General features: G+C 63.5%; 20 protein-coding genes. 8 read left to right on the top strand and 12 right to left on the bottom strand.

Features of this window, described 5'->3' with window-relative positions; all coding sequences use genetic code 11:
* Positions 1–48 precede the first annotated feature (48 nt).
* From JQ611_RS39145 to JQ611_RS39155, 3 genes are all read right to left on the bottom strand, one after another.
* Complete coding sequence (locus JQ611_RS39145) at positions 49–933, bottom strand: 4-(cytidine 5'-diphospho)-2-C-methyl-D-erythritol kinase (RefSeq protein WP_212269478.1); 885 nt, start codon at positions 931–933, stop codon at positions 49–51.
* Positions 934–970: 37 nt separating this feature from the next.
* Positions 971–2,752 carry a tetratricopeptide repeat protein gene (locus JQ611_RS39150; protein ID WP_212468555.1) on the bottom strand — a complete coding sequence of 594 codons (1,782 nt, stop codon included), beginning with the start codon at positions 2,750–2,752 and terminating at the stop codon, positions 971–973.
* Between the two features lie 293 nt (positions 2,753–3,045).
* Complete coding sequence (locus JQ611_RS39155; protein ID WP_212468557.1) at positions 3,046–4,707, bottom strand: electron transfer flavoprotein-ubiquinone oxidoreductase; 1,662 nt, start codon at positions 4,705–4,707, stop codon at positions 3,046–3,048.
* A gap of 133 nt (positions 4,708–4,840) precedes the next feature.
* Here JQ611_RS39155 and JQ611_RS39160 point away from each other — a divergent pair, with 133 nt between their 5' ends.
* Complete coding sequence (locus tag JQ611_RS39160; protein WP_212468576.1) at positions 4,841–5,668, top strand: uracil-DNA glycosylase family protein; 828 nt, start codon at positions 4,841–4,843, stop codon at positions 5,666–5,668.
* A gap of 120 nt (positions 5,669–5,788) precedes the next feature.
* Here the strand turns inward: JQ611_RS39160 and JQ611_RS39165 are convergent, their stop codons facing one another.
* The 4 genes from JQ611_RS39165 to JQ611_RS39180 all read right to left on the bottom strand — a co-directional run bounded on the left by JQ611_RS39165 (position 5,789) and on the right by JQ611_RS39180 (position 9,943).
* On the bottom strand, positions 5,789–7,297 hold the full coding sequence (locus tag JQ611_RS39165) for a glycosyltransferase family 39 protein (protein WP_212468559.1): 1,509 nt from the start codon (positions 7,295–7,297) through the stop codon (positions 5,789–5,791).
* A 142-nt stretch (positions 7,298–7,439) separates the two neighbouring features.
* Positions 7,440–8,207 (bottom strand): ribonuclease HII, encoded by a 768-nt coding sequence (locus tag JQ611_RS39170; RefSeq protein ID WP_212468561.1) that lies wholly within the window; start codon positions 8,205–8,207, stop codon positions 7,440–7,442.
* Between the two features lie 87 nt (positions 8,208–8,294).
* Positions 8,295–8,750 carry a VOC family protein gene (locus JQ611_RS39175; protein ID WP_212387714.1) on the bottom strand — a complete coding sequence of 152 codons (456 nt, stop codon included), beginning with the start codon at positions 8,748–8,750 and terminating at the stop codon, positions 8,295–8,297.
* Positions 8,751–8,782: 32 nt separating this feature from the next.
* Positions 8,783–9,943, bottom strand: coding sequence for a PA0069 family radical SAM protein (locus tag JQ611_RS39180; protein WP_212468563.1), 1,161 nt, complete (start codon positions 9,941–9,943; stop codon positions 8,783–8,785).
* Between the two features lie 154 nt (positions 9,944–10,097).
* On the opposite strand from JQ611_RS39180, the gene JQ611_RS39185 reads away from it, so the two are divergent.
* The 3 genes from JQ611_RS39185 (at position 10,098) to JQ611_RS39195 (ending at position 11,906) form a co-directional block, all read left to right on the top strand.
* Entirely contained in the window at positions 10,098–10,670 is a 573-nt protein-coding gene (locus tag JQ611_RS39185) for a glycosyl transferase (RefSeq protein WP_212269484.1), read from the top strand.
* A 160-nt stretch (positions 10,671–10,830) separates the two neighbouring features.
* The gene (locus JQ611_RS39190; protein ID WP_212468565.1) at positions 10,831–11,757 is read left to right on the top strand and encodes a helix-turn-helix domain-containing GNAT family N-acetyltransferase; all 927 of its coding nucleotides are present in this window, start codon (positions 10,831–10,833) and stop codon (positions 11,755–11,757) included.
* Positions 11,754–11,906, top strand: a complete 153-nt coding sequence (locus JQ611_RS39195) for an RSP_7527 family protein (protein ID WP_212269486.1) — start codon at positions 11,754–11,756, stop codon at positions 11,904–11,906. The genes JQ611_RS39190 and JQ611_RS39195 overlap by 4 nt, the downstream gene beginning before the upstream one ends.
* A gap of 99 nt (positions 11,907–12,005) precedes the next feature.
* Here the strand turns inward: JQ611_RS39195 and moaB are convergent, their stop codons facing one another.
* Together moaB and JQ611_RS39205 are read right to left on the bottom strand one after the other, a co-directional pair.
* Positions 12,006–12,569, bottom strand: a complete 564-nt coding sequence (moaB, locus tag JQ611_RS39200) for a molybdenum cofactor biosynthesis protein B (RefSeq protein WP_212035440.1) — start codon at positions 12,567–12,569, stop codon at positions 12,006–12,008.
* Between the two features lie 161 nt (positions 12,570–12,730).
* Positions 12,731–13,666, bottom strand: coding sequence for a neutral zinc metallopeptidase (locus JQ611_RS39205; protein WP_212468566.1), 936 nt, complete (start codon positions 13,664–13,666; stop codon positions 12,731–12,733).
* Positions 13,667–14,045: 379 nt separating this feature from the next.
* Between JQ611_RS39205 and JQ611_RS39210 the strand changes: the two genes are divergently transcribed.
* The 3 genes from JQ611_RS39210 (at position 14,046) to JQ611_RS39220 (ending at position 16,735) form a co-directional block, all read left to right on the top strand.
* A complete protein-coding gene (locus tag JQ611_RS39210; RefSeq protein ID WP_212468568.1) occupies positions 14,046–15,179 on the top strand; it encodes a site-specific DNA-methyltransferase in 1,134 nt (377 codons plus the stop codon).
* 179 nt (positions 15,180–15,358) lie between these two features.
* Complete coding sequence (locus JQ611_RS39215) at positions 15,359–15,685, top strand: hypothetical protein (RefSeq protein ID WP_212468570.1); 327 nt, start codon at positions 15,359–15,361, stop codon at positions 15,683–15,685.
* A 357-nt stretch (positions 15,686–16,042) separates the two neighbouring features.
* Positions 16,043–16,735, top strand: coding sequence for a glutathione S-transferase family protein (locus tag JQ611_RS39220; protein ID WP_212269490.1), 693 nt, complete (start codon positions 16,043–16,045; stop codon positions 16,733–16,735).
* A gap of 120 nt (positions 16,736–16,855) precedes the next feature.
* Here the strand turns inward: JQ611_RS39220 and JQ611_RS39225 are convergent, their stop codons facing one another.
* Genes JQ611_RS39225 through JQ611_RS39235 form a run of 3 tightly spaced genes read right to left on the bottom strand, consistent with a single transcriptional unit; the run spans position 16,856 to position 17,927 of the window.
* On the bottom strand, positions 16,856–17,257 hold the full coding sequence (locus JQ611_RS39225; protein ID WP_212468572.1) for a RidA family protein: 402 nt from the start codon (positions 17,255–17,257) through the stop codon (positions 16,856–16,858).
* A 15-nt stretch (positions 17,258–17,272) separates the two neighbouring features.
* The gene (locus tag JQ611_RS39230; RefSeq protein WP_312012388.1) at positions 17,273–17,578 is read right to left on the bottom strand and encodes a DUF1127 domain-containing protein; all 306 of its coding nucleotides are present in this window, start codon (positions 17,576–17,578) and stop codon (positions 17,273–17,275) included.
* Positions 17,505–17,927: a nuclear transport factor 2 family protein gene (locus JQ611_RS39235; protein ID WP_212468574.1), complete on the bottom strand. Its 423-nt coding sequence runs from the start codon at positions 17,925–17,927 to the stop codon at positions 17,505–17,507. Before JQ611_RS39235 ends, JQ611_RS39230 begins: the two co-directional genes overlap by 74 nt.
* A 91-nt stretch (positions 17,928–18,018) precedes the next feature.
* Between JQ611_RS39235 and JQ611_RS39240 the strand changes: the two genes are divergently transcribed.
* On the top strand, positions 18,019–18,942 hold the full coding sequence (locus JQ611_RS39240; RefSeq protein ID WP_212269493.1) for a LysR family transcriptional regulator: 924 nt from the start codon (positions 18,019–18,021) through the stop codon (positions 18,940–18,942).
* Positions 18,943–19,119: the final 177 nt, after the last annotated feature.

Here is a 19,119-nt window from a genome sequence, read left to right on the forward strand (position 1 = left end):
GGGTTTCGCTTCGCTCTACCCACCCTACGAAACCGTTCGTTCGCCGCTTTAGCTCAACGTTCCCGCATGCACCCACCAGCCGGGGTGCTCGCGCCGGATCTTCTCCGCGGCGCGGCCGGCTTCGGCGGTGTTTTCATAGATCGCAAAACAGGTCGCGCCCGAGCCCGACATCCGCGCCAGCCAGGCGCCATTGGTGGCGTTGAGCGCGGCGATCACTTCACCGATGACCGGCTGAATGCGCATCGCCGGGGCTTCCAGATCGTTGGCACTGGCCGCCAGGACTTCGACCCAGTCTTCGACCGAGGCGCCGGCTTCCGGCCAGTCGATGCCCCGGAAAACGTCGGTGACGCCGACCAGCAATTCGCCGCTACGTAGGCCGAGTGCCTTGAATACATCCTTGGTCGGAACGGGAACGCAGGGGTTGATCATCACGCACGGCATGATCGGCAGGCTGAGCGGCGTCAGGGTATCGCCGACCCCGGTCATGTCGCAGGCACGCGAGGCCAGGCAGACCGGCACGTCGGCGCCGGTCGCAAGTGCTACCTCGCGTAGCCGCTCGTCATCGAGCGACAGCCCATTCAATTTTGCCAGCAGCCGAAGCGCGGCAGCCGCATCCGCCGAACCACCGCCGATGCCCGCCGCGACCGGCAGCACCTTGTCGAGCGTGAAACTGCCGGCCTTCAGGCCCGGCACGCGCTCGGCCAGCAGGCGCGTCGCCTTCAGCACCAGATTGTCCGATGTCTCGCCGCAGGCCTGCGCCAGCGGTCCGGACATTTGCAATGTCAGCTCGGAACCCGGCGTCAGCGTCAGCCGATCAGCGCAGTCGGCAAACGCCACCACGCTTTCCAGGTCATGAAAACCGTCGGTGCGGCGGCCAACCACCCTCAAGGTCAGGTTGACCTTGGCACGCCCCTCATCAATCAAAGCCGGCATTGCCGAACGAGCCCCCCAAGCCTTCGATCAGCCGCTTCTAGCCGCCCCTGCCGTCTTCTTTTTTCTTGTCGGCGGAAGCCGCAGACGACGTGTCCTCGGGCAGACCGTTGGCGATCTTGGCCTCGATCTTCGGCAGTTCTTCCGCCTCGGGCTTCAGGTCGCGGGCGTGGGCCCACTGGAACTTGGCTTCCAGCGTGCGGCCGACGCGCCAATAGGCGTCACCGAGGTGGTCATTGATGGTCGGATCCTCGGGCTTCAGATCGATCGCGCGCTCGAGGTTCTTCACCGCGTCCTCGAAATTGCCGATGCGGTAGAACGCCCAGCCCAGCGAGTCCACGATATAGCCGTCGTCGGGACGCTGATCGACGGCGCGCCTGATCATCTTCATGCCTTCGTCGAGATTGATGCCCTGATCGATCCAGGAATAGCCGAGATAGTTCAGCACATGCGGCTGTTCGGGCTGCAGCTCGAGCGCCTTGCGCATGTCGGCCTCGGCCTTGCTCCACTGCTTGGAGCGCTCCTGGCAAATGCCGCGATAGTAATAGGTGACCCAGGTGTTCTTGTCTGTCACGCCGGGCATCACGTCGATCGCCCTGGAATAGGTCGTCGCGCAATCGGCGAACTTCTTGCGGCCGCGCTCGATATTGCCGAGCGCCATGATGGCTTCGATGTCCTTGGGGTCTTCGGCGGTGACGTCCTTGAGGATCTTGATCGCCTGCTCGCTGCGATCGGCGGCGTCGAGATTGGTGGCGAGCTGAATTTGCGCATTGCGCTTCAGCGGCGAACTCGCCGGCATCCGCTCATAGACCTTGATCGCCATCGGCGGCTTCTTCACCGACTCATAGAGATCGGCCAGCGAGAGCAGCGCCAGCGGATGGTTGGGCTGCAGATATAGCGAGAGCTGCAAATAGACCAGCGCCAGATCCTCGCCGCCGCGGCGGGTCAGCGTTGCACCGATGCCGTACAGCGCCTCGGCCGCACCTGCCTGCGCCGATTCGATCAGCGGCGGCATCTTCTTGCCGGCCCGCGTCTCGCGCAGCGCCTCCTGTACCAGCGGATGCCGGGGCAGCTTCTTGTCGAACGCCTCGTAGATGCCGATTGCCGCCGCCGAATCCTTGTTGCGCGACAGCCAGCGCCCATAGGCGTCTGACACGCGCAGCATGGAATCATCGAGCTTGTAGGCGCGCTCGAAGCGGACACCGGCGTCCTTTTCCTTGTTGGCGAGTTCAAGGATCATGCCGGTGTGCAGATCCTTGAAGATCGGATACCACTCCGGCCCGGTCAGCTTGTCGATATTGGCGACCGCCGCCTTGGAATCGCCCGCGCCGAAGCTGGCCCAGCCCGACAACAGCGTCGCGACCAGATCGGTAATCGGTCCGCGGATCGACTGATTGATGTTGATCTGCGCGGTCGCATATTTCTTCTGCTTCAGGTCGCGGACGCCGACGACCAGCCGGGCCACGCGATTGGATTTGTCCTGCGTCAGAATGCGGTCGGCTAGCTTGACGGCCTCGTCGATGTCGCCATCCGCGAGCGAGGAGATGAAGGCGCGGTCGAGCAGCTCGTTGTTCTTGGGATCGGTACGCAGCGCCGAACGATAGAACGCCGCGGCCGAGCTGGCGTCGCGCTCGACGCTGGCATGACGCGCGGCCAGATAGCTGCCGGACGTGGTCAGCGATTTCAGATCGCTCTTGCTCGGAAACTGCGCCGAATTGTCGCCGGTATGCTCGGGCGTCTGCGCCAGCAGCGAGCCGGGCGCGGCAAGCGCGGCGACGGTGACAGCGGCGATGGTCCAGCGATTGAAACGAGTGGAAAGCATCACGGTTCGCCTAGCTCCAGGATTTATGGCAGGGATCTTTCAATCGCTCTCGAATGCGGACATACGCGGCGGCATCAAGGCCCAGCGACAATGCCGCTTTTGGCGTTCAACCGCAAGGATACGGGGTGGCGAATCGATCGGCAGCAGGGTCCCCAGGATCTCCCCGTCCGCCGCCAATTCCACCCATTTTGCCCGCAGCCCCGGAAGACGCTTGTACTGTGGCGGTATCGTGGCCGGTACCGGGGTTACCCCGACACCTGCGGCCCTCCGCCATTAAACTCACGTAATCGTGGTCACATCCCCTGGTAATTGGGCCCGCCGCCACCTTCCGGCGGAACCCAGGTGATATTGCCGTTCGGGTCTTTGACGTCGCAGGTTTTGCAGTGGACGCAATTCTGGGCGTTGATCTGGAAGCGCGGGCCGGAGGCCTCCTCGACCCATTCGTAGACGCCGGCCGGGCAATAGCGGTTGGACGGACCGGCAAAGACGTCGTGCTCGGAGGTCTTCTGCAGGTTCATGTCCGCGACCTTGAGGTGGATCGGCTGGTCTTCCTCATGGTTGGTGTTGGACAGGAATACCGACGACAGCTTGTCGAAGGTCAGTTTGCCGTCCGGCTTCACCGGCGCTATCGGCGTGTGCGTCCTGGCCGGATCCAGCGTCTTGCGATCCGGCTTGGCGTGCGACAGGGTTCCGAACAATGAGAAGCCGAACAGCGTGTTGGTCCACATGTCGAGGCCGCCGAGCGGTACGCCGATCAGGGTGCCGAACTTCGACCACAGGGGTTTGACGTTGCGGATCGGGTAAAGGTCCTTGCCGACCTGCGAACCGCGCCACGCATTCTCGTATTCGGCCAGTTCATCATTGGCGCGGCCGGCACCGAGCGCGGCCACGAGGTGTTCGGCGGCGAGCATGCCGCTGCCCATCGCGTTGTGCACGCCCTTGATGCGCGGCACGTTGACAAAGCCTGCCGCGCAACCGATCAGCGCGCCGCCCGGAAAGCTTAAGCGCGGCACCGACTGGTAGCCGCCTTCGGTGATCGCGCGCGCGCCATAGGCCAGCCGCTTGCCGCCTTCGAACACGGCGCGGATCGAAGGATGGGTCTTGAAGCGCTGGAACTCGTCGAACGGCGACAGATAGGGGTCGTCGTAATTGAGATGCACAACGAAGCCGACCGCCACCTTGTTGTCGTCGTAATGATAGAGGAACGAGCCGCCGCCGGTCTTGTTGTCCAGCGGCCAGCCGAACGAATGCTGGATCAGGCCCTTCTGATGCTTGGCCGGGTCGATCTCCCAGACTTCCTTCAGCCCGATGCCGAATTTCGGCGGCTCGCTGTTGGCGTCGAGCGAGAACTTCGCGATCAATTGCTTGGAGAGGCTGCCGCGCGCGCCTTCGGCGAACAGCGTGTACTTGCCGAGCAGTTCCATACCGCGGGTGAACGAATCCTTGTGGCTGCCGTCCCTGGCGATGCCCATGTCGCCGGTCGCAATGCCGCGCACCGCGCCTTGTTCGTCGTAGAGCACTTCGGTAGCGGCAAAGCCCGGATAGATCTCGACGCCGAGTGCTTCGGCTTTCGGCGCCAGCCAGCGGCAGACATCACCGAGCGAGCCGATATAGCAATGATGGTTGCTCATCAGCGGCGGCATTGCGAAACCCGGCAGCCGGATCGCGCTTCCGCCCGTCATCCAGTAGAAGCGGTCGTCCTTGACCTGCGTCTTCAGCGGGCAGTCGGCGTCCTCGCGCCAATCCGGAATCAGTTTGTCGAGCGAAACCGGATCGATCACGGCGCCCGACAGAATATGCGCGCCGACTTCGGAGCCCTTCTCCACCACGACGATGTTGAGATCGGCGTTGAGTTGCTTGAGACGGATCGCAGCCGCCAGGCCGGACGGCCCGGCGCCGACGATCACGACGTCAAATTCCATGGACTCACGCGGCGGAAGTTCTTCGGTGCTCATGTTCTGGTCTCAGCCCAATTGAGAACGGCTCTAAGGTTCGTTTGTTTCCGATTTTTGCGCCGAGAACAACCATCGAAATGAAATCTCAGGCATTTCGCTGCCCCCGAATACATCCTAGATTGGAACGATGTCCATCGCGCCCGAACCCTCCCCTACCGTTCAGCAATTGCTGGCCTTTTATCTCGAGGCCGGGGTCGATTGCGCGTTGGCCGATGAGCCGATCGACCGGCTCGCCGAGCCCGACAGCGCTACCATCGCCGCGCCGCGCGAAGCCGCGCCGCAAAGACTGGTGCGGGAAACGCCCGCAGCGGCGCCTGCAGTTTCGCGCAGCGAAATAGCGCCGGCGCCGGAAGCCGCGATCGCCTCGGCGCGGGAAATGGCACGAACCGCGCCGTCACTGGAGGCGCTGCGCGCGCTTCTGGAGAATTTCGACGGCTGCGCGCTCAAGCACACCGCAACACGGCTGGTGTTCTGCGACGGCAATCCGAAAGCGCGAATCATGTTCGTCGGCGAAGCCCCTGGACGCGACGAGGATATCGAGGGGCTGCCGTTCGTCGGCCGTTCCGGCAAATTGCTCGACCGCATGATCGCGGCGATCGGGCTCGACCGCAGCAAAGCTTATATTGCCAACGTGATCCCATGGCGGCCGCCCGGCAACCGCACGCCGACGCCGCAGGAAACGCAAATCTGCCTGCCGTTCATTCAGCGGCAGATCGAACTGGTCAATCCGGACGTGCTGGTGACGCTCGGCAATCCCTCGACGCAGACGTTGCTGTCGACCCGCGAGGGCATCATGAAGACCCGCGGCAAATGGTTCGATTACGACACCGGCACGCGCTCCATCCGCGCCATCGCGACGTTCCACCCGGCCTATCTGCTGCGCTCACCGTCGTACAAGCGGATGTCGTGGCAGGATCTGCGCGCGATCGCGAAGGAATTGGAGAAGGTTTCCTCATCCTGACAATTGAATTGTCATTCCGGGATGGTCCGAAGAACCAGACCACAGATGCGCAATTGCGCATCGGGGAATCTCGAGATTCCGGGTTCGATGCTTCGCATCGCCCCGGAATGACACTATCGTCTACGGCGCTTTCGGCCGCACGATAGCCCAGCCGACGCGCAGCAGCGGCTGCCTTCCATTCACCATCCATTCGAACGCGCGCGGCACTTCCGGCACGAGGCCGGGAAAGCGCAGTGCGATCTCGGGAGGTGGCGTGCCCGAGGTGTCGGAGGCACGCCAGACCACGACGCCGCCGGTTTCGTTGAACTTCGCGAGCGAAAGCCACGGCGTGCGTTCCGGCGTGGCGTCGAGCAACAGATGCGGACGCCCGGTATCCATCGCGACGAAGCTCGCGAGCTGCGGATCGCCGGCCACCGCGCGCAGCCGCTGGTTGGTGCGCCGCTCAAAGCTGTCGCCGAAGAAATGCGCGATCGTCCGCGCCGGCAGCGAGGTCGGCACTTCGGCGCCGCTGGTCCAGGGCAGGAACAGCGTGGCCGCGATGGCCACGAAAGCCGGGGCTGCGACCGCCGCGGCCCAGACCGTGCGGAGCAGCCGCTGGCGCCGCAGATACACGAGATCGCCGGTCGCCACGATCACGGCCAGCCCCGACATCAGCAAGGCAACGCCGGCGCCGCCGGTAACGCGCTCGAGATTGAACACGCCGGCAATCAGGCTGCCAAACAGCGCCGGGCCGATGGCGAACGTATAGACGAACTGGCGCGCCAGGGGATCGATCTGCGGCCGGTAGATGATCGGCGCTTCCTCGGCCTTGCGGACAAACGCGCCGGAGTTGAGGATCACGAGCAGCACGATGCCGGCCGTCGCCAGCGCCAGGCCGCCGAGCAGGGTGCCCCAGTGCATCGCCCTGCCCAAGAGATCATCGATACCCGGCAAGGGGGGCATCGCCAGCACGTCGGCGCGAACGACCCAGATCAGGTAGGGCAGCACCAGTACCACGATCACCAGCAGCGCATACAGTGGATCGAGCGACATCAAGGTGCGCCGCCCGCGCGCGGTGGCGACGGCAAATCCGGCGATCAGCAGCAACAGCCCGAGCGCGGCCGACGTCGTCAGGAGCAACAGGCCCGCTTCGATCGACCAGGCGAACCAGGCGGTGCGCCGGTTCTGGCCGATCAATCGCCAGGAATGCAGCAGCAACAGCGCCCACAGCGGCCGCGCCAGCACCAGCGGGCCGAATTCGACGCCGGGCGAGCTGAAGGCCACCACCGTCATGCTCAAGAGCACCGCGAGCACCGCCTGCTGACCGCCGACGATGGCGCGCGCGAGCTGATAGAAGCCCCAGAAAGTGACGACCGCGCAGATCTGCGCGAGCAGATAGACCCCGAACACATGATTGCCGGCCGCGCGGAAGGCGATGTCGGCAAGCCAGAACGCCAGCGGCGGGCCGAAATAGGTTCCGACCTGATATTCCCTGCCGAATGCCAGAACCGTGGCGATATCGCCGGGTGGGCTGCGATAGAGCAGCATCGGCAGGATCAGCCACATTGCCGCCTGCAGCAGCACCACGAGCCAGACCACCAGCCGCGGCCGGGCGCGGATCAGTTCGACAACCAGGGAGGTGAAACGCATGAAACGTCCGAGATGCGGGCGCCGATCCCGAGAGCCGGCCCTGTCCGAGCACGTTTGATAGAGCGCACCAGCCGCCGAGGCAACCATAGCGTTTTCAAGGGATACCGGCTCGCGTCAAGAAAACGCGTCAAGGCAAGGTGCCTTAGGCGGTCGTCACAACCTCAGCGCTGATTTGCGTTTCGACCGTGAACAGATCGGGCTCAACGGTGCCGGGCTGATGTTTTTCACGCGCGGCGATGACGGGCGCGAAGAAACGGCGGTGGTGGACGCTGGGACCTAACCGGTCGAGCGCCTCGCGATGTTCCGGCACGGCGTAGCCCTTGTGGGTCTCGAACCCGTAGCCCGGGCAATCCAGCGCCAGCGCACACATCAGGCGGTCGCGCGTTACCTTGGCGATGATCGAAGCGGCCGCGATCGACATCACGATGCCATCGCCGCCGATCACGGCGTCGCAGTCGCACGGCGCCTCGATCCGGTCGCGGCCGTCGACGAACACATGTTTGGGGATTTCCGGCAGCGCGCGCACGGCGCGCGTCAGCGCCCACAGCGAGGCGCGCAAGATATTGTCGCGATCAATACGCGCCGGCGAGGCAAAGGCGACCGCGAACGACGAGGTCGCGCAAATCTCTTCGAACAGTTCCTCACGGCGCTCCGCCGTCAGCCGCTTCGAATCGTCGATGCCTTTGGGAATTCGTTTGGGATCAAGAATCACGGCGGCGGCCACCACCGGGCCGGCCAGGGGACCCCGCCCGGCCTCGTCGCAACCGGCGATCGGCCAGACGCCGCGCTTGATCAGCGCGCGCTCACGGCGAAAGCTCGGCGGTGCCAGCGCGATCACGCCTTTCGGCAGTTTTGCCGATTTGGCGCCCGGCTTGGCCGCTGGTTTCCTGGATGATTTTTCCCGAATCATGCCGGGATGGTGGGCAAGCACGCGCCAGCGCGCAACCGGGAACCGGGTGCAATTCCCGTTATTCAGTCACGACAGATCGGCACTGACCTAATCCGCCAAATGCACCCGCCGGTCTTCGCCGACCTCGATGCCGGGGGCGACCACGACTTCCCAGGGATGATTGTCAGGATCGGCGAAATATCCGGAGTAGCCGCCATAAGCCGTCTCATGCGCGGCCTTGAGCAGCGAGGCGCCCTTGGCGATCGCGAAATCCAGCACGGTGTCGACTTCCTCGCGTGAGGCGCAATTCCACGCCAGCGTCACGCCGCGGAAGGTCTTGGGCCGCGGATGGTCCGGCAGCGTTGCGTCCTGTGCCAGCTGATCCCACGGGAACAGCCCGATCACGGGGCCGCCGGTGTCGAAGAAGGCAACCGCCTCGCCGGTCGAGCGAATTCTTCGCGCAAAACCCAGCGCTTCATAAAAGGCGATGCTGGCGCGCATGTTGCTGACGCCGAGGGTGATGACGGTCAGTCGCGGGATTGGGGTCTTCAACTCGTTACTCATCCTGCCGATCCTTGGCACTCACGCTACCAAAATCAAAACAAGCTCAACTGCTGACCGTTTCGCTTCGGCTTGACGAAATGGTCGGTGGTCAGTTTCAGGCGCCGCTTGTTCAGTCCAAGCTTCTCGCAGGCGATTTGGAAGCGGCGTCCGATCATCCAGGCCATCGGCCCGGTTCCCTTCATCCGGGTTCCCCATTGCGAGTCGTAGTCGCGGCCGCCGCGCATGTCGCGGATCAAGGTGAAGACGTGGCGATAACGGTCGGGATAATTCGCCATCAGCCACTCGCGGAAGAGATCGCGCACTTCCAGCGGCAGCCGTAGCAGCACATAACTCGCCTCTTTCGCGCCGGCATGGGCCGCGGCATCGAGGATGCGTTCGATCTCGGAATCGTTCAGCGCGGGGATCACAGGCGCGACCATCACGGTTGCCGGAATGCCGGCCTCCGCCAGTTGCCGTATCGCCTCCAGCCGCTTCGGCGGCGTCGAGGCTCGCGGCTCCATGGTGCGCGCGAGTTTGGCATCGAGCGTCGTCACGGACAGTGCGACCTTGACCAGATTGCGTTTTGCCATCCGCTGGAGGATGTCGATGTCGCGCGTCACCAGCGCCGATTTGGTGACAATGCCGACCGGATGGCCGGCACGTTCCAGCACTTCGAGAATGCCGCGCATGATCTTGTATTTGCGCTCGATGGGTTGATAGGGATCCGTATTGGTGCCGATCGCGATCATGCGCGGTTCGTAGCCCGATGCCGCCAGTTCCTTTTCCAGCAACTCCGGCGCATCGGGCTTGGCGAGCAGCTGGGTTTCAAAATCAAGTCCGGGCGACAGCCCGAGATAGGCGTGGGTCGGCCGCGCGAAGCAGTAGACGCAGCCATGCTCGCAGCCGCGATAGGGGTTGATCGAGCGGTCGAAGCCGATATCGGGCGAGTCGTTGCGGGTGATGACCTTGCGCGAGGTGTCGAGCCCGACCGTGGTCTTGAACGGCGGCAGGTCTTCGAGGCTCTGCCAGCCATCGTCGAAGACGACGCGGGCTTCGGCCTCGAAGCGGCCGCTGTCGTTGGACTGGGCGCCGCGGCCACGCCGCCGCTCGCGCTCGATCGCGACCGCCAGCTCAGGAAAAGGATTAGCACCCGCCGGTTCGGAGGGCGCCGTGACCGGCGGGTGCTTGAGGGCATGAGAGGATGCTCGGCTCATGCAGGGAACGTAACACGCGCTGAGAACAAATCAAGAACATCATTTGAAAAATCCACAGCATGGCTGCCGCAAAAATCTGCACGGCAACGGATGTTTTGAATGTGACAAGGTGATAACAAGCGGCGTTTTTCACCGTTTGAGCCAACGAAGCCTCATGCTGAGCGTGATCATCCCGACCGAAGGCGTCGAACAGCCCGCCGTCGCTACCCTGGCGGCGCTGGTGCCGGGAGCCGCCGCCGGTTTGATCCGCGAAGTGGTGCTGGTGGACCGCACCGCGAACGGCGTGATCGAGCGCGTGGCCGACGTAGCGGGCTGCCGCTTCATGGCGTTTGAAGGCAGCCGTGCCGCGGCGCTCGCCGCCGGTGCCCGGCAAGCGCGCTCGCCCTGGCTGATGTTCCTGCATGCCGGCGCCGTGCTCGACTCGGGCTGGATCGAAGAGACCGCGCAATTCATCCAGGGTGTAGCGGCCAGCGGCCGGCCCCGCGCCGGGATCTTCCGCTATGCCCGCTCGCCTTATTCCGACGCTAGTTTCCGCGATGGCCTCAAATTCATCGCCCGCATGGTTACGGGGCCCTCGGCGGAACAGGGTCTTCTCATTGCGCACGATCATTACGACCGGCTCGGCGGCTACCGGCCGGACGTCCGCCGTTCCGAAGCCCGGCTGCTGCGCCAGCTCGGCCGGCGCTCCCGCACCATGCTGCGCAGCCGGATCATGGTGGTAGCCTAGGCGCCTCCGCCAGCGCGTTCACGCGCGTCTTCGACACCGGGGGCTCAGACACAAAATCGCGAAAACAACCCCATGCAAAGTAGCACGGGTTCGGTTCGCATCTGAATATACTTGCCAAAGTCAAATAATTATATGACATTGGCAAGAATTGAGGTGCGCCATGTCCCAGAACAATTCCGACCAAGAGGTCGCGGCGGTCCGCGCCTTCAATCGCTTCTACACCCGCAAGCTCGGCGTGCTCGACCAGCAACTCATGAAGAGCCCGTTCTCGCTCAGCGAGGCGCGGGTGCTGTACGAGCTCGCCTATCGCGAAGACCTCTCGGCCAAGGAGATCGGCGCCGAACTCGGGCTCGATGCCGGCTATCTCAGCCGGATCGTGCAAAACTTCGATGAGAATGGATTGCTCACCCGCAAGCCGCTGCCGGCGGACCGGCGGCAATTCCGGCTCGCCCTGACGCCCAAGGGACGCCAGACCTTCACCAAACTCGAGCGCAGCATGCAGGACGACATCGGTGCGATGCTGGCCGCGTTGCCGCGCGGCGGCAGCCAGAAGCTCGTCGGCGCGATGGCCGAGATCGAGCGGCTGCTCGGCGTATCAGGCGCGGCGGCGCCAGCGATCCTGCGCACCCACCGCCCCGGCGACATGGGCTGGGTGGTGCAGAGCCACGGCGCCTTCTACGCCAGCGAATATGGCTTTGACTCCTCGTTCGAAGCGCTGGTGGCGGAGATCGCGGCGAAATTCCTGACCTCGTTCGACGCCTCGCGCGAGCGCTGCTGGATTGCCGAGCAGGGCGGCGTCCAGGTCGGCTCGGTCTTTGTGGTCAAGCATAGCGACGATGTCGCCAAGCTGCGCCTGCTTCTGGTCGATCCGGCCGGACGCGGCCAGCGATTGGGCCAGCAGCTGGTCGCCGAATGCGTCGCCTTCGCGCGGGCGACCGGCTATCGCAGGATGACGCTGTGGACCCAGAGCATCCTGGTCGCCGCCCGCAAGATCTATCAGGACGCCGGCTTTGTGCTGGTCGCGACCGAGCCGCATCGAAGTTTTGGTCAAAGTTTGGTTGGCGAGACCTGGGAACGCGAACTGTGAAGCCGGGGCGTCGCGACACGCCGCGGCGCGTCACGCCGGACCTGCTCGATTTCTACATCAAGAGAGCGCATCAGCTGCGCGAAGACGCGTGGCGCGACATGTGGCGCGGATTGTGGGCTTTGCTGACCAAGGTCATCGCCCGCAAATAACGGAAGTCCGTAGGATGGGTAGAGCGAAGCGAAACCCATCGCAACACCGGGACTCGCAATGATGGGTTTCGCTTCGCTCTACCCATCCTACGGATACGGCTACACCGACGCTCCCTTGGCCTTTGGGCGGCGCAGATGCTCGTCGAGCCGCGGCATGATCTCGACGAAATTGCACGGGCGGGTGCGGTAATCGAGCTGGGCGGCGAGGATGCCGTCCCAGCCGTCGCGGCAGGCGCCGGGCGAGCCCGGCAGGCAGAAGATGAAGGTCGCACCCGCGACCCCGGCGGTGGCGCGGCTCTGCACCGTCGAGGCGCCGATCTTGGCGTAGCTCAGCATGTGGAAGGCGGTGGAGAAACCGTCCATCCGCTTCTCGAACAGCGGCTCGACCGCCTCCGGCGTGACGTCGCGGCCGGTAAAACCAGTGCCGCCTGTCGTGATGATGGCATCGACACCAGGATCGGCGATCCACCTTCGGATGATGACGCGGATCGCATCGACGTCGTCGACGATGATTTCGCGCGCCGCGAGATGATGGCCGGCGGCGACCAGCCGCTCCGCCAGCGTCGCCCCCGACTTGTCATCGGCAAGCGCGCGCGTGTCCGAGATCGTCAGCACGGCGATATTGAGCGGTACGAATTGTTTGGTTTCGTCGATGGAGGACATGATTTCTTCTTCTCGTCATGCCCGGTCTTGTGCCGGGCATCCACGTCTTAAAGTCTCTCAAAAAGCAAAGACGTGGATGGCCGGGCATAGCCGTGAAGGACGGCGTCGCTTCACTCGCCTACGCCCTGCCATGACGCCAATCCTTGTCGAGCTACCGCGTTCTACATCGCCCCCGCGGCAAACGTATTGCAGGACTGCACGGTGCCCTGCTTGTAGCCGGTCATGAACCATTGCTTGCGCTGTGCGGCGGAGCCGTGGGTGAATGAATCAGGCACCACCCTGCCCGTCGCCTTGCGCTGCAGCGTGTCATCGCCGATCGCGGTCGCCGTAGTCAGCGCGGCTTCGATATCGCCGGGTTCGACGAAGCCCGGACGTTTCTTTTCCTCGCGGTTGACCCAGACGCCGGACAGGCAATCCGCCTGCAACTCGACCTTGACCTGCAGCGCGTTGGCTTCCGCCTTGCTGCCGGCCTGCTCCTGCATCCGCTGCACGCGCGGCAGGATGCCGAGCAGGTTCTGGATGTGATGGCCGGCCTCATGCGCGATGATATAGGCGGTGGTGAATTTGCAGGAGCTGCCCGAACAGCCGCGAAACTTCGTCTCGACGTCGCGGAAGAACGCGGTGTCGAGGAAGATCTGCTTGTCCGGCGGGCAGTAGAACGGTCCCATCGCCGACTGCGCCATGCCGCAGCGCCCGCCATTGGTGGCGTTGCGGAACAGCACGATGCGCGGTCCCTTGTAGGTTTGCCCACTGGCCTGGAAGATCTCGTTCCAGCGATCGTCGATCTCGCCGAGCACGCCGGCGATCATGCTGCCCATCTCGTCCTTGGGCGCGCCTGTGGTGGCCGGGCCCGACTTGCGCTCGGTCTGGTAGGTCGGCGCCTGCTGGCTGCCGCCGGTGAGAATTTCCGCGCCGCCGATCAGGATGCGCGGGTCGATGCCGAAGGCATAGCCGAGCAGGCCGAGCACGATGATGGTGCCGATGCCGAGCCCGCCACCGCCGCCCATCGGAATGCCGAAGCCGCCGCCGCCACCACCGCCGCTGTCATCGCGACGGTCGTCGATAGAGTCGCTGCGGCGGAAGTCATCGTAACGCATGGCGCAAATTCCTCATCCCGGCGGATTGCCCTTGGATACCCAACGCGGCACAGACGTAAAATTTCCATTCCATTAATCAATAACCCGCCCGGCAATTATTGCCTAGCGCCGTTTCCATTCCGATTGAATCGGAACGGGGCGCCAGATTCTTGATTTGACGCGTTTTCCTGACGCGAACCGGCATCCATCCCGCATCAAGTGCGGGACAGGCCTCGCTGCAAATCGCTTTAGTGCGCTTAAACGCTAATCAGCCCCGGCAAATCTGTCCGAGCAGCAATACTGATTAAGTCGATTTTTACTTTGCCCGGTCAATGTATCGCCAGTCGGTTGTTTAGTCCCGCGTCGCCGACAGCGTCGCCTGAGTCAGAGTAATTGAGTCATGGTAGAGTCGCGTCGCGGGGCGTCTGCAAGGGCGCCCCGCACTAAATTTGAGTCCGAAGAGAGTGTTCGTATCGTCGTAGGCGATTGCGTCGCCGAGATGTCGAAGCTTCCGGCAGGCTCCGTCGATCTGGTGTTCGCAGATCCGCCGTACAATCTGCAGCTCAAGGGCGATCTCAAGCGCCCCGACGAATCCCATGTCGATGCCGTCAACAACGACTGGGACAAGTTTTCATCCTTTGCCGCCTATGACGATTTCACCCGCGCCTGGCTGCTGGCCTGCCGCCGCGTCATGAAGCCGTCGGCAACGCTGTGGGTGATCGGCTCCTACCACAACATTTTCCGCGTCGGCTCGATCATGCAGGACCTCGGCTTCTGGGTCCTCAACGACATCGTCTGGCGCAAGTCCAATCCGATGCCGAATTTCCGCGGCCGCCGCTTCACCAATGCGCACGAGACCATGATCTGGGCGGCGCGCGACGAGAAAGCAAAAGGCTATACCTTCAACTATGAAGCCCTGAAGGCCGCCAACGAGGACGTGCAGGCGCGTTCCGACTGGCTGATTCCGCTTTGCACCGGCGACGAGCGCCTCAAGGGCGAAGACGGCAAGAAAGTGCATCCGACCCAGAAGCCCGAGGGCCTTTTGGCGCGCGTGCTGCTGTCGTCGTCAAAGCCCGGCGATCTCGTGATCGATCCCTTCAACGGCACCGGCACCACCGGCGCCGTGGCAAAACGTCTCGGCCGCCGCTACATCGGCTTCGAGCGCGACAAGACCTATGCGAGCGCGGCCGAAGCCCGCATCGCGGCCATCGAACCGCTGCCCGAGGCGACGCTGGCGCCCTTCATGACCGCCCGCGACGCACCCCGTGTGGCGTTCTCCGAACTGATCGAGCGCGGCATGATCTCGCCCGGCACCAAGCTGGTCGATTCCAAGAAGCGCCACGGCGCCTTGGTCCGCGCCGACGGCGCCATCATGCTCGGCGACAAGGTCGGCTCGATCCACCGCATCGGCGCGGTGGCCCAGGGCTCCGGCGCCTGCAACGGCTGGACCTTCTGGCACGTCGAGACCAAGAAAGGCCTCAAGCTGATCGACGAGCTGCGCGCCGAGATCCGCTCCGGAATGGCGGCGGGGTAACGCTCCGCTGCGGCTTTTTTCATCCTGCCTTCAACCTGGCCACGGCGTCGCAGCCTGCGAGATGGCAGCCCTGTGATTTTCGCAGTCTGCCGCACCTCGTTTCGCCTTGATCCGTAGCTATACTAGTTACTTCCTTACACCCATACAGGCCGTCATTTTCGGCCGCAGCGAGCCGTCCGATGCGCTCCCAATCCGATTCATTACTGGTGTTGCCACTGCTGCCGATCTTTCTGATCGGCGTGCCCCCCATGCTGCTATTCACCCTGCTGGGCTTTCCCGGCTTCGTCATCCTCGGCGTGCTCCTGATCTGCGTCGGCCTGACCGAGCGGCTGGAAGCGAACAGCGATTTCAACCAGCAGATCATCGTCCACGGCTATGCGCGCCGGTCGGAGCGGATGATTCAGGCGTCGAACTTGCACTCGGCCATTCGTTTCGCAACCATCATCGACCTGGCGGGTGCGGGATTGATCGTTGTCGGGCTGGTGGGCTTTTTCTACCTCGGCTGATCAGCGCGGGTTGCCGTTCTGCTAGGGCCCTTTAGGCCTGACACACAATCTTTCCGTCATTCCGGGCTTTCCGTCATTCCGGGGCTCGCGAAGCGAGAGCCACGATGCGTAATTGCGCATCGGGGAATCCATACTCACGATCGTGGTTATGGCTTCCGGGCCTGCGCCAAGCGGCGCATCCTCGGATGTGCAATTGCACATCGGGGAACGACGCCGAGAAGCTAATAGCCACCCTCACGAACTCGTCGGTTGCACTGCTTCCAAAAATTTGAGCATGGACATGCCGCGCTGCGGTAGGGTCACCCGCGCCCGGCTCGCAACGCTGGCAGGCAAGAAGCAAAAGGGAGTTTTCCAAAAATGCTCAAATTCTATTTCAACGGTTCGCCCAACCCGACCAAAGTCGCGCTCTTCCTCGAGGAATTGGGTCAGCCATTCGAGCCGGTCGCGGTCGACACGCGCAAGGGCGATCAGTTCAAGCCGGAATTTTTGAAGATCAATCCCAACGCCAAGGTGCCGGCGATCGACGACGACGGCGTGCTCGTGTTCGACAGCAACGCCATCCTGCTCTACCTCGCCGAGAAGACCGGTAAATTCCTGCCATCAAACACGCCGCAGAACCGCGCGCAGCTGCTCTCATGGCTGATGTTCGTCGCGACCGGCATCGGGCCCTATTCGGGCCAGGCGGTGCACTTCAAGCACTTTGCGCCGAAGGACCAGAACCACGACTATGCCCATAACCGCTACCAGTTCGAGGCGCAGCGCCACTACGCCGTGCTGAACGATCACCTCGCCGGCAAGAAGTATATGGTCGGCGACACCTACACCGTTGCAGACATGGCGCTGTGGGGCTGGGCGCGGATGGCCGCCTTCGTGATGAACGACGAAGCCGCCGCGAAATACGCCAACGTCAAGCGGCTGGTCGACGAGATATCGGCGCGTCCCGCGGCGGCCAAGGCGATCGCGCTGAAAGACAAGTTCACCTTCAAGGCCGAGATGGACGACGAGGCGCGCGGCAACATGTTCAAGCACCTCTCTACCAAGGCGGCCTGATCCGCAAAAACTGGCCAAAGCAAAACGGCGCCCCTTCAGGCGCCGTTTTCGTTTCAGGCGCAGTTCTTGTTTGACGCGTTTTCTTCACGCGAACCGGTATCCACTTCGCTCGAAAACGCTTTAGTCGATCGCCGCCACCACCTCGATTTCGATCAGCCAGCCCGGCCGCGCCAGGCGGCTGACGACCACGAGCGTGCTCGCGGGCGGCTTTTCCTTGTTCAGGTAGCGGTCGCGTATCGCCCGCATTTTCGGCAGGTCGTCCTGGCTTACCTCGGCGACGAGATAGGTGTTCAGCTTGACGATGTCGGCCATGGTGGCACCGGCCGCTTCCAGCGCGAGTGTGAGGTTCTTGAACACCTGCTCGACCTGAGCCTCGAAATTGCCCTCGCCGACCATCTTGCCGGACGCGTCGGCCGCGACCTGACCCGCCACATAGACCAGCGTGCCCTTGTTGACCTTGGCGATGTGCGAATAGCCCGTCGGCGGCGGCAGCGTCGCCGGGCTGAAGATTTCCTTGCTCATATCGATCTCCCTTTTTTATTTCCGCCAGAACGGCTTGCCGATCTCGCCGCCCAGCTCGGGCCGGCAGAGTCCGATATCCTCTAATTCGCGCGCGCTCATGACAGAGAGTTGACGCCGGGAACGGCGGCGCTCCCGCCAGACCCGGACGAGAGCGATGATAGCCGCGATGACCGCGCGCGTCGAACGCAGGCGTGTTCGCACGTGGCGTTGTTGATGCCGGTCGCCGGCGCAGACACTGCTCAATGCACTAGCCCGCAAGCTTCCGCGCTTGCGGAAACGGCCCGAGCACGCGCTCGCACAGGGCCGAGTCGTTGTACTCACGGATTTCGCGAATCTTGCCGTTCTCGATCCGGTAGATCAGGCAACAATGATTGTCGTAGCGCTCGCCGGCGTGGGTCACCATGTCGCCCCGCGCTTCCACCGCGACCCATTCATCGTCGGCGATGATCCGGAACGGAACGGTGCGGCGATGCTTCAACAGGGAAGAGACATAGCCGTGGAGGTCACGGAGCACGGATTCCTTGCCGTGAAAGGTCTGCGACCACGAGTACTGGCCCGTGACAGTCATGGTGACGTCGTCGGCCAGGGCATCGGCGAACGAAGTCCGATCGCCGGCGGCAACGCCGGCGAAAATTGTCTCCATCAATTTCTTGTTGTCGGCGGCGCTCATGGGCGGCTTCTCCTTTGATCTGATGTTTCAGATCATCGCGCGCAGAGCCACATTCTTCCAATCGATAGAGAATATGATATATATTCGTCTCATGAATTTGAATTCGCTTGACCTCAATCTATTGGTGGCGCTCGACGCGCTGCTGCTTGAAGGCAATGTCAGCCGGGCCGCGATGCGGATCGGGCTATCGCAGCCGGCCACCAGCCACGCGCTACAGCGGCTGCGCGACCTGATCGGCGATCCCTTGCTGGTGCGGAACGGCGCCCGCATGGAGCTGACGCCGCGTGCGCTGGCGTTGCGCGGCCCGCTGGCGCAGGCGCTCGACCAGGTGCGCTCCCTGTTCATATCGGACGATTTCGACGCCGCGCGGAGCGAACGGCATTTTCGCCTGATGATGCCGGATCTCGCGGTCGAGCTGCTGATGCCGCCGCTGATGGAGAAGATCACCGGACTGGCGCCGAACGTCCGGATCGACGTGGTGCCGTGGCGGAGCTCTGCAATCTTAACCGCCGAATTCGCCCGCACCCTCGATCTCGTGATCTCGATCGGCGACGCCTTCCGCGGCTTTCACCGCCAGCGCCTTTACACCGACAGCGATGCGCTGGCGGTGCGCCGCGGCCATCCCGCCGCCGCCAAACTGAAAAAGCGCGACGGCTTCCTCAGCGCGCGGCATGTCGCGGTTGTGATCCGCGGCCAGAGCGAGGATCTGATCGACATCTGGCTGCGGCCCAAGGGCATCGAACGGAAGATCGCGCTGGTCGTGCCCGGCTATATCGAGGCGCTGCACGTCACCGCGCGCACGGATCTGGTGGCCTTCGTGCCGCGCCGCCTGATCGGCGCTTTGTCCAGGCAATTGTCGCTCGTAACCATCACCCCGCCGTTCGATCCCGGGATCGACGAGCAGTTCATGTTCTACCCGACCCGCGCCCAGATGGACCCCGGCTCGATCTGGCTGCGCAACATCATGCTCGGCATCGGCCGCGAGATGGAGCGGGAGAAAAAGAAGGCGGCGTAGGGGCACCCCTCGCGGTCGTCCCGGCGAACGTCGGGACCCATCCGTCGCGGCCTTTGTTGAGGAAGGCAACTGCCAGTGTGCCTTAATGATAGGACGCGGCGTATGGGTCGTAAGTCTCGGTGCCTCGATTAAGATGGGGCGATCGAGGCGGGCGTTGCGGGGTTTATGGGAGGTCGT

The sequence above is a fragment of the Bradyrhizobium sp. AUGA SZCCT0182 genome, assembly GCF_018130185.1.
Classification (GTDB): Bacteria; Pseudomonadota; Alphaproteobacteria; order Rhizobiales; family Xanthobacteraceae; genus Bradyrhizobium.

Coding starts and splice junctions, on each gene's coding strand:
- JQ611_RS39145 (WP_212269478.1), bottom strand. CDS start 933: ATGCCGGCTTTGATTGATGAGGGGCGTGCCAAGGTCAACCTGACCTTG.
- JQ611_RS39150 (WP_212468555.1), bottom strand. CDS start 2,752: ATGCTTTCCACTCGTTTCAATCGCTGGACCATCGCCGCTGTCACCGTC.
- JQ611_RS39155 (WP_212468557.1), bottom strand. CDS start 4,707: ATGAGCACCGAAGAACTTCCGCCGCGTGAGTCCATGGAATTTGACGTC.
- JQ611_RS39165 (WP_212468559.1), bottom strand. CDS start 7,297: ATGCGTTTCACCTCCCTGGTTGTCGAACTGATCCGCGCCCGGCCGCGG.
- JQ611_RS39170 (WP_212468561.1), bottom strand. CDS start 8,207: ATGATTCGGGAAAAATCATCCAGGAAACCAGCGGCCAAGCCGGGCGCC.
- JQ611_RS39175 (WP_212387714.1), bottom strand. CDS start 8,750: ATGAGTAACGAGTTGAAGACCCCAATCCCGCGACTGACCGTCATCACC.
- JQ611_RS39180 (WP_212468563.1), bottom strand. CDS start 9,943: ATGAGCCGAGCATCCTCTCATGCCCTCAAGCACCCGCCGGTCACGGCG.
- JQ611_RS39185 (WP_212269484.1), top strand. CDS start 10,098: ATGCTGAGCGTGATCATCCCGACCGAAGGCGTCGAACAGCCCGCCGTC.
- JQ611_RS39190 (WP_212468565.1), top strand. CDS start 10,831: ATGTCCCAGAACAATTCCGACCAAGAGGTCGCGGCGGTCCGCGCCTTC.
- moaB (WP_212035440.1), bottom strand. CDS start 12,569: ATGTCCTCCATCGACGAAACCAAACAATTCGTACCGCTCAATATCGCC.
- JQ611_RS39205 (WP_212468566.1), bottom strand. CDS start 13,666: ATGCGTTACGATGACTTCCGCCGCAGCGACTCTATCGACGACCGTCGC.
- JQ611_RS39210 (WP_212468568.1), top strand. CDS start 14,046: ATGGTAGAGTCGCGTCGCGGGGCGTCTGCAAGGGCGCCCCGCACTAAA.
- JQ611_RS39215 (WP_212468570.1), top strand. CDS start 15,359: ATGCGCTCCCAATCCGATTCATTACTGGTGTTGCCACTGCTGCCGATC.
- JQ611_RS39220 (WP_212269490.1), top strand. CDS start 16,043: ATGCTCAAATTCTATTTCAACGGTTCGCCCAACCCGACCAAAGTCGCG.
- JQ611_RS39225 (WP_212468572.1), bottom strand. CDS start 17,257: ATGAGCAAGGAAATCTTCAGCCCGGCGACGCTGCCGCCGCCGACGGGC.
- JQ611_RS39235 (WP_212468574.1), bottom strand. CDS start 17,927: ATGAGCGCCGCCGACAACAAGAAATTGATGGAGACAATTTTCGCCGGC.
- JQ611_RS39240 (WP_212269493.1), top strand. CDS start 18,019: ATGAATTTGAATTCGCTTGACCTCAATCTATTGGTGGCGCTCGACGCG.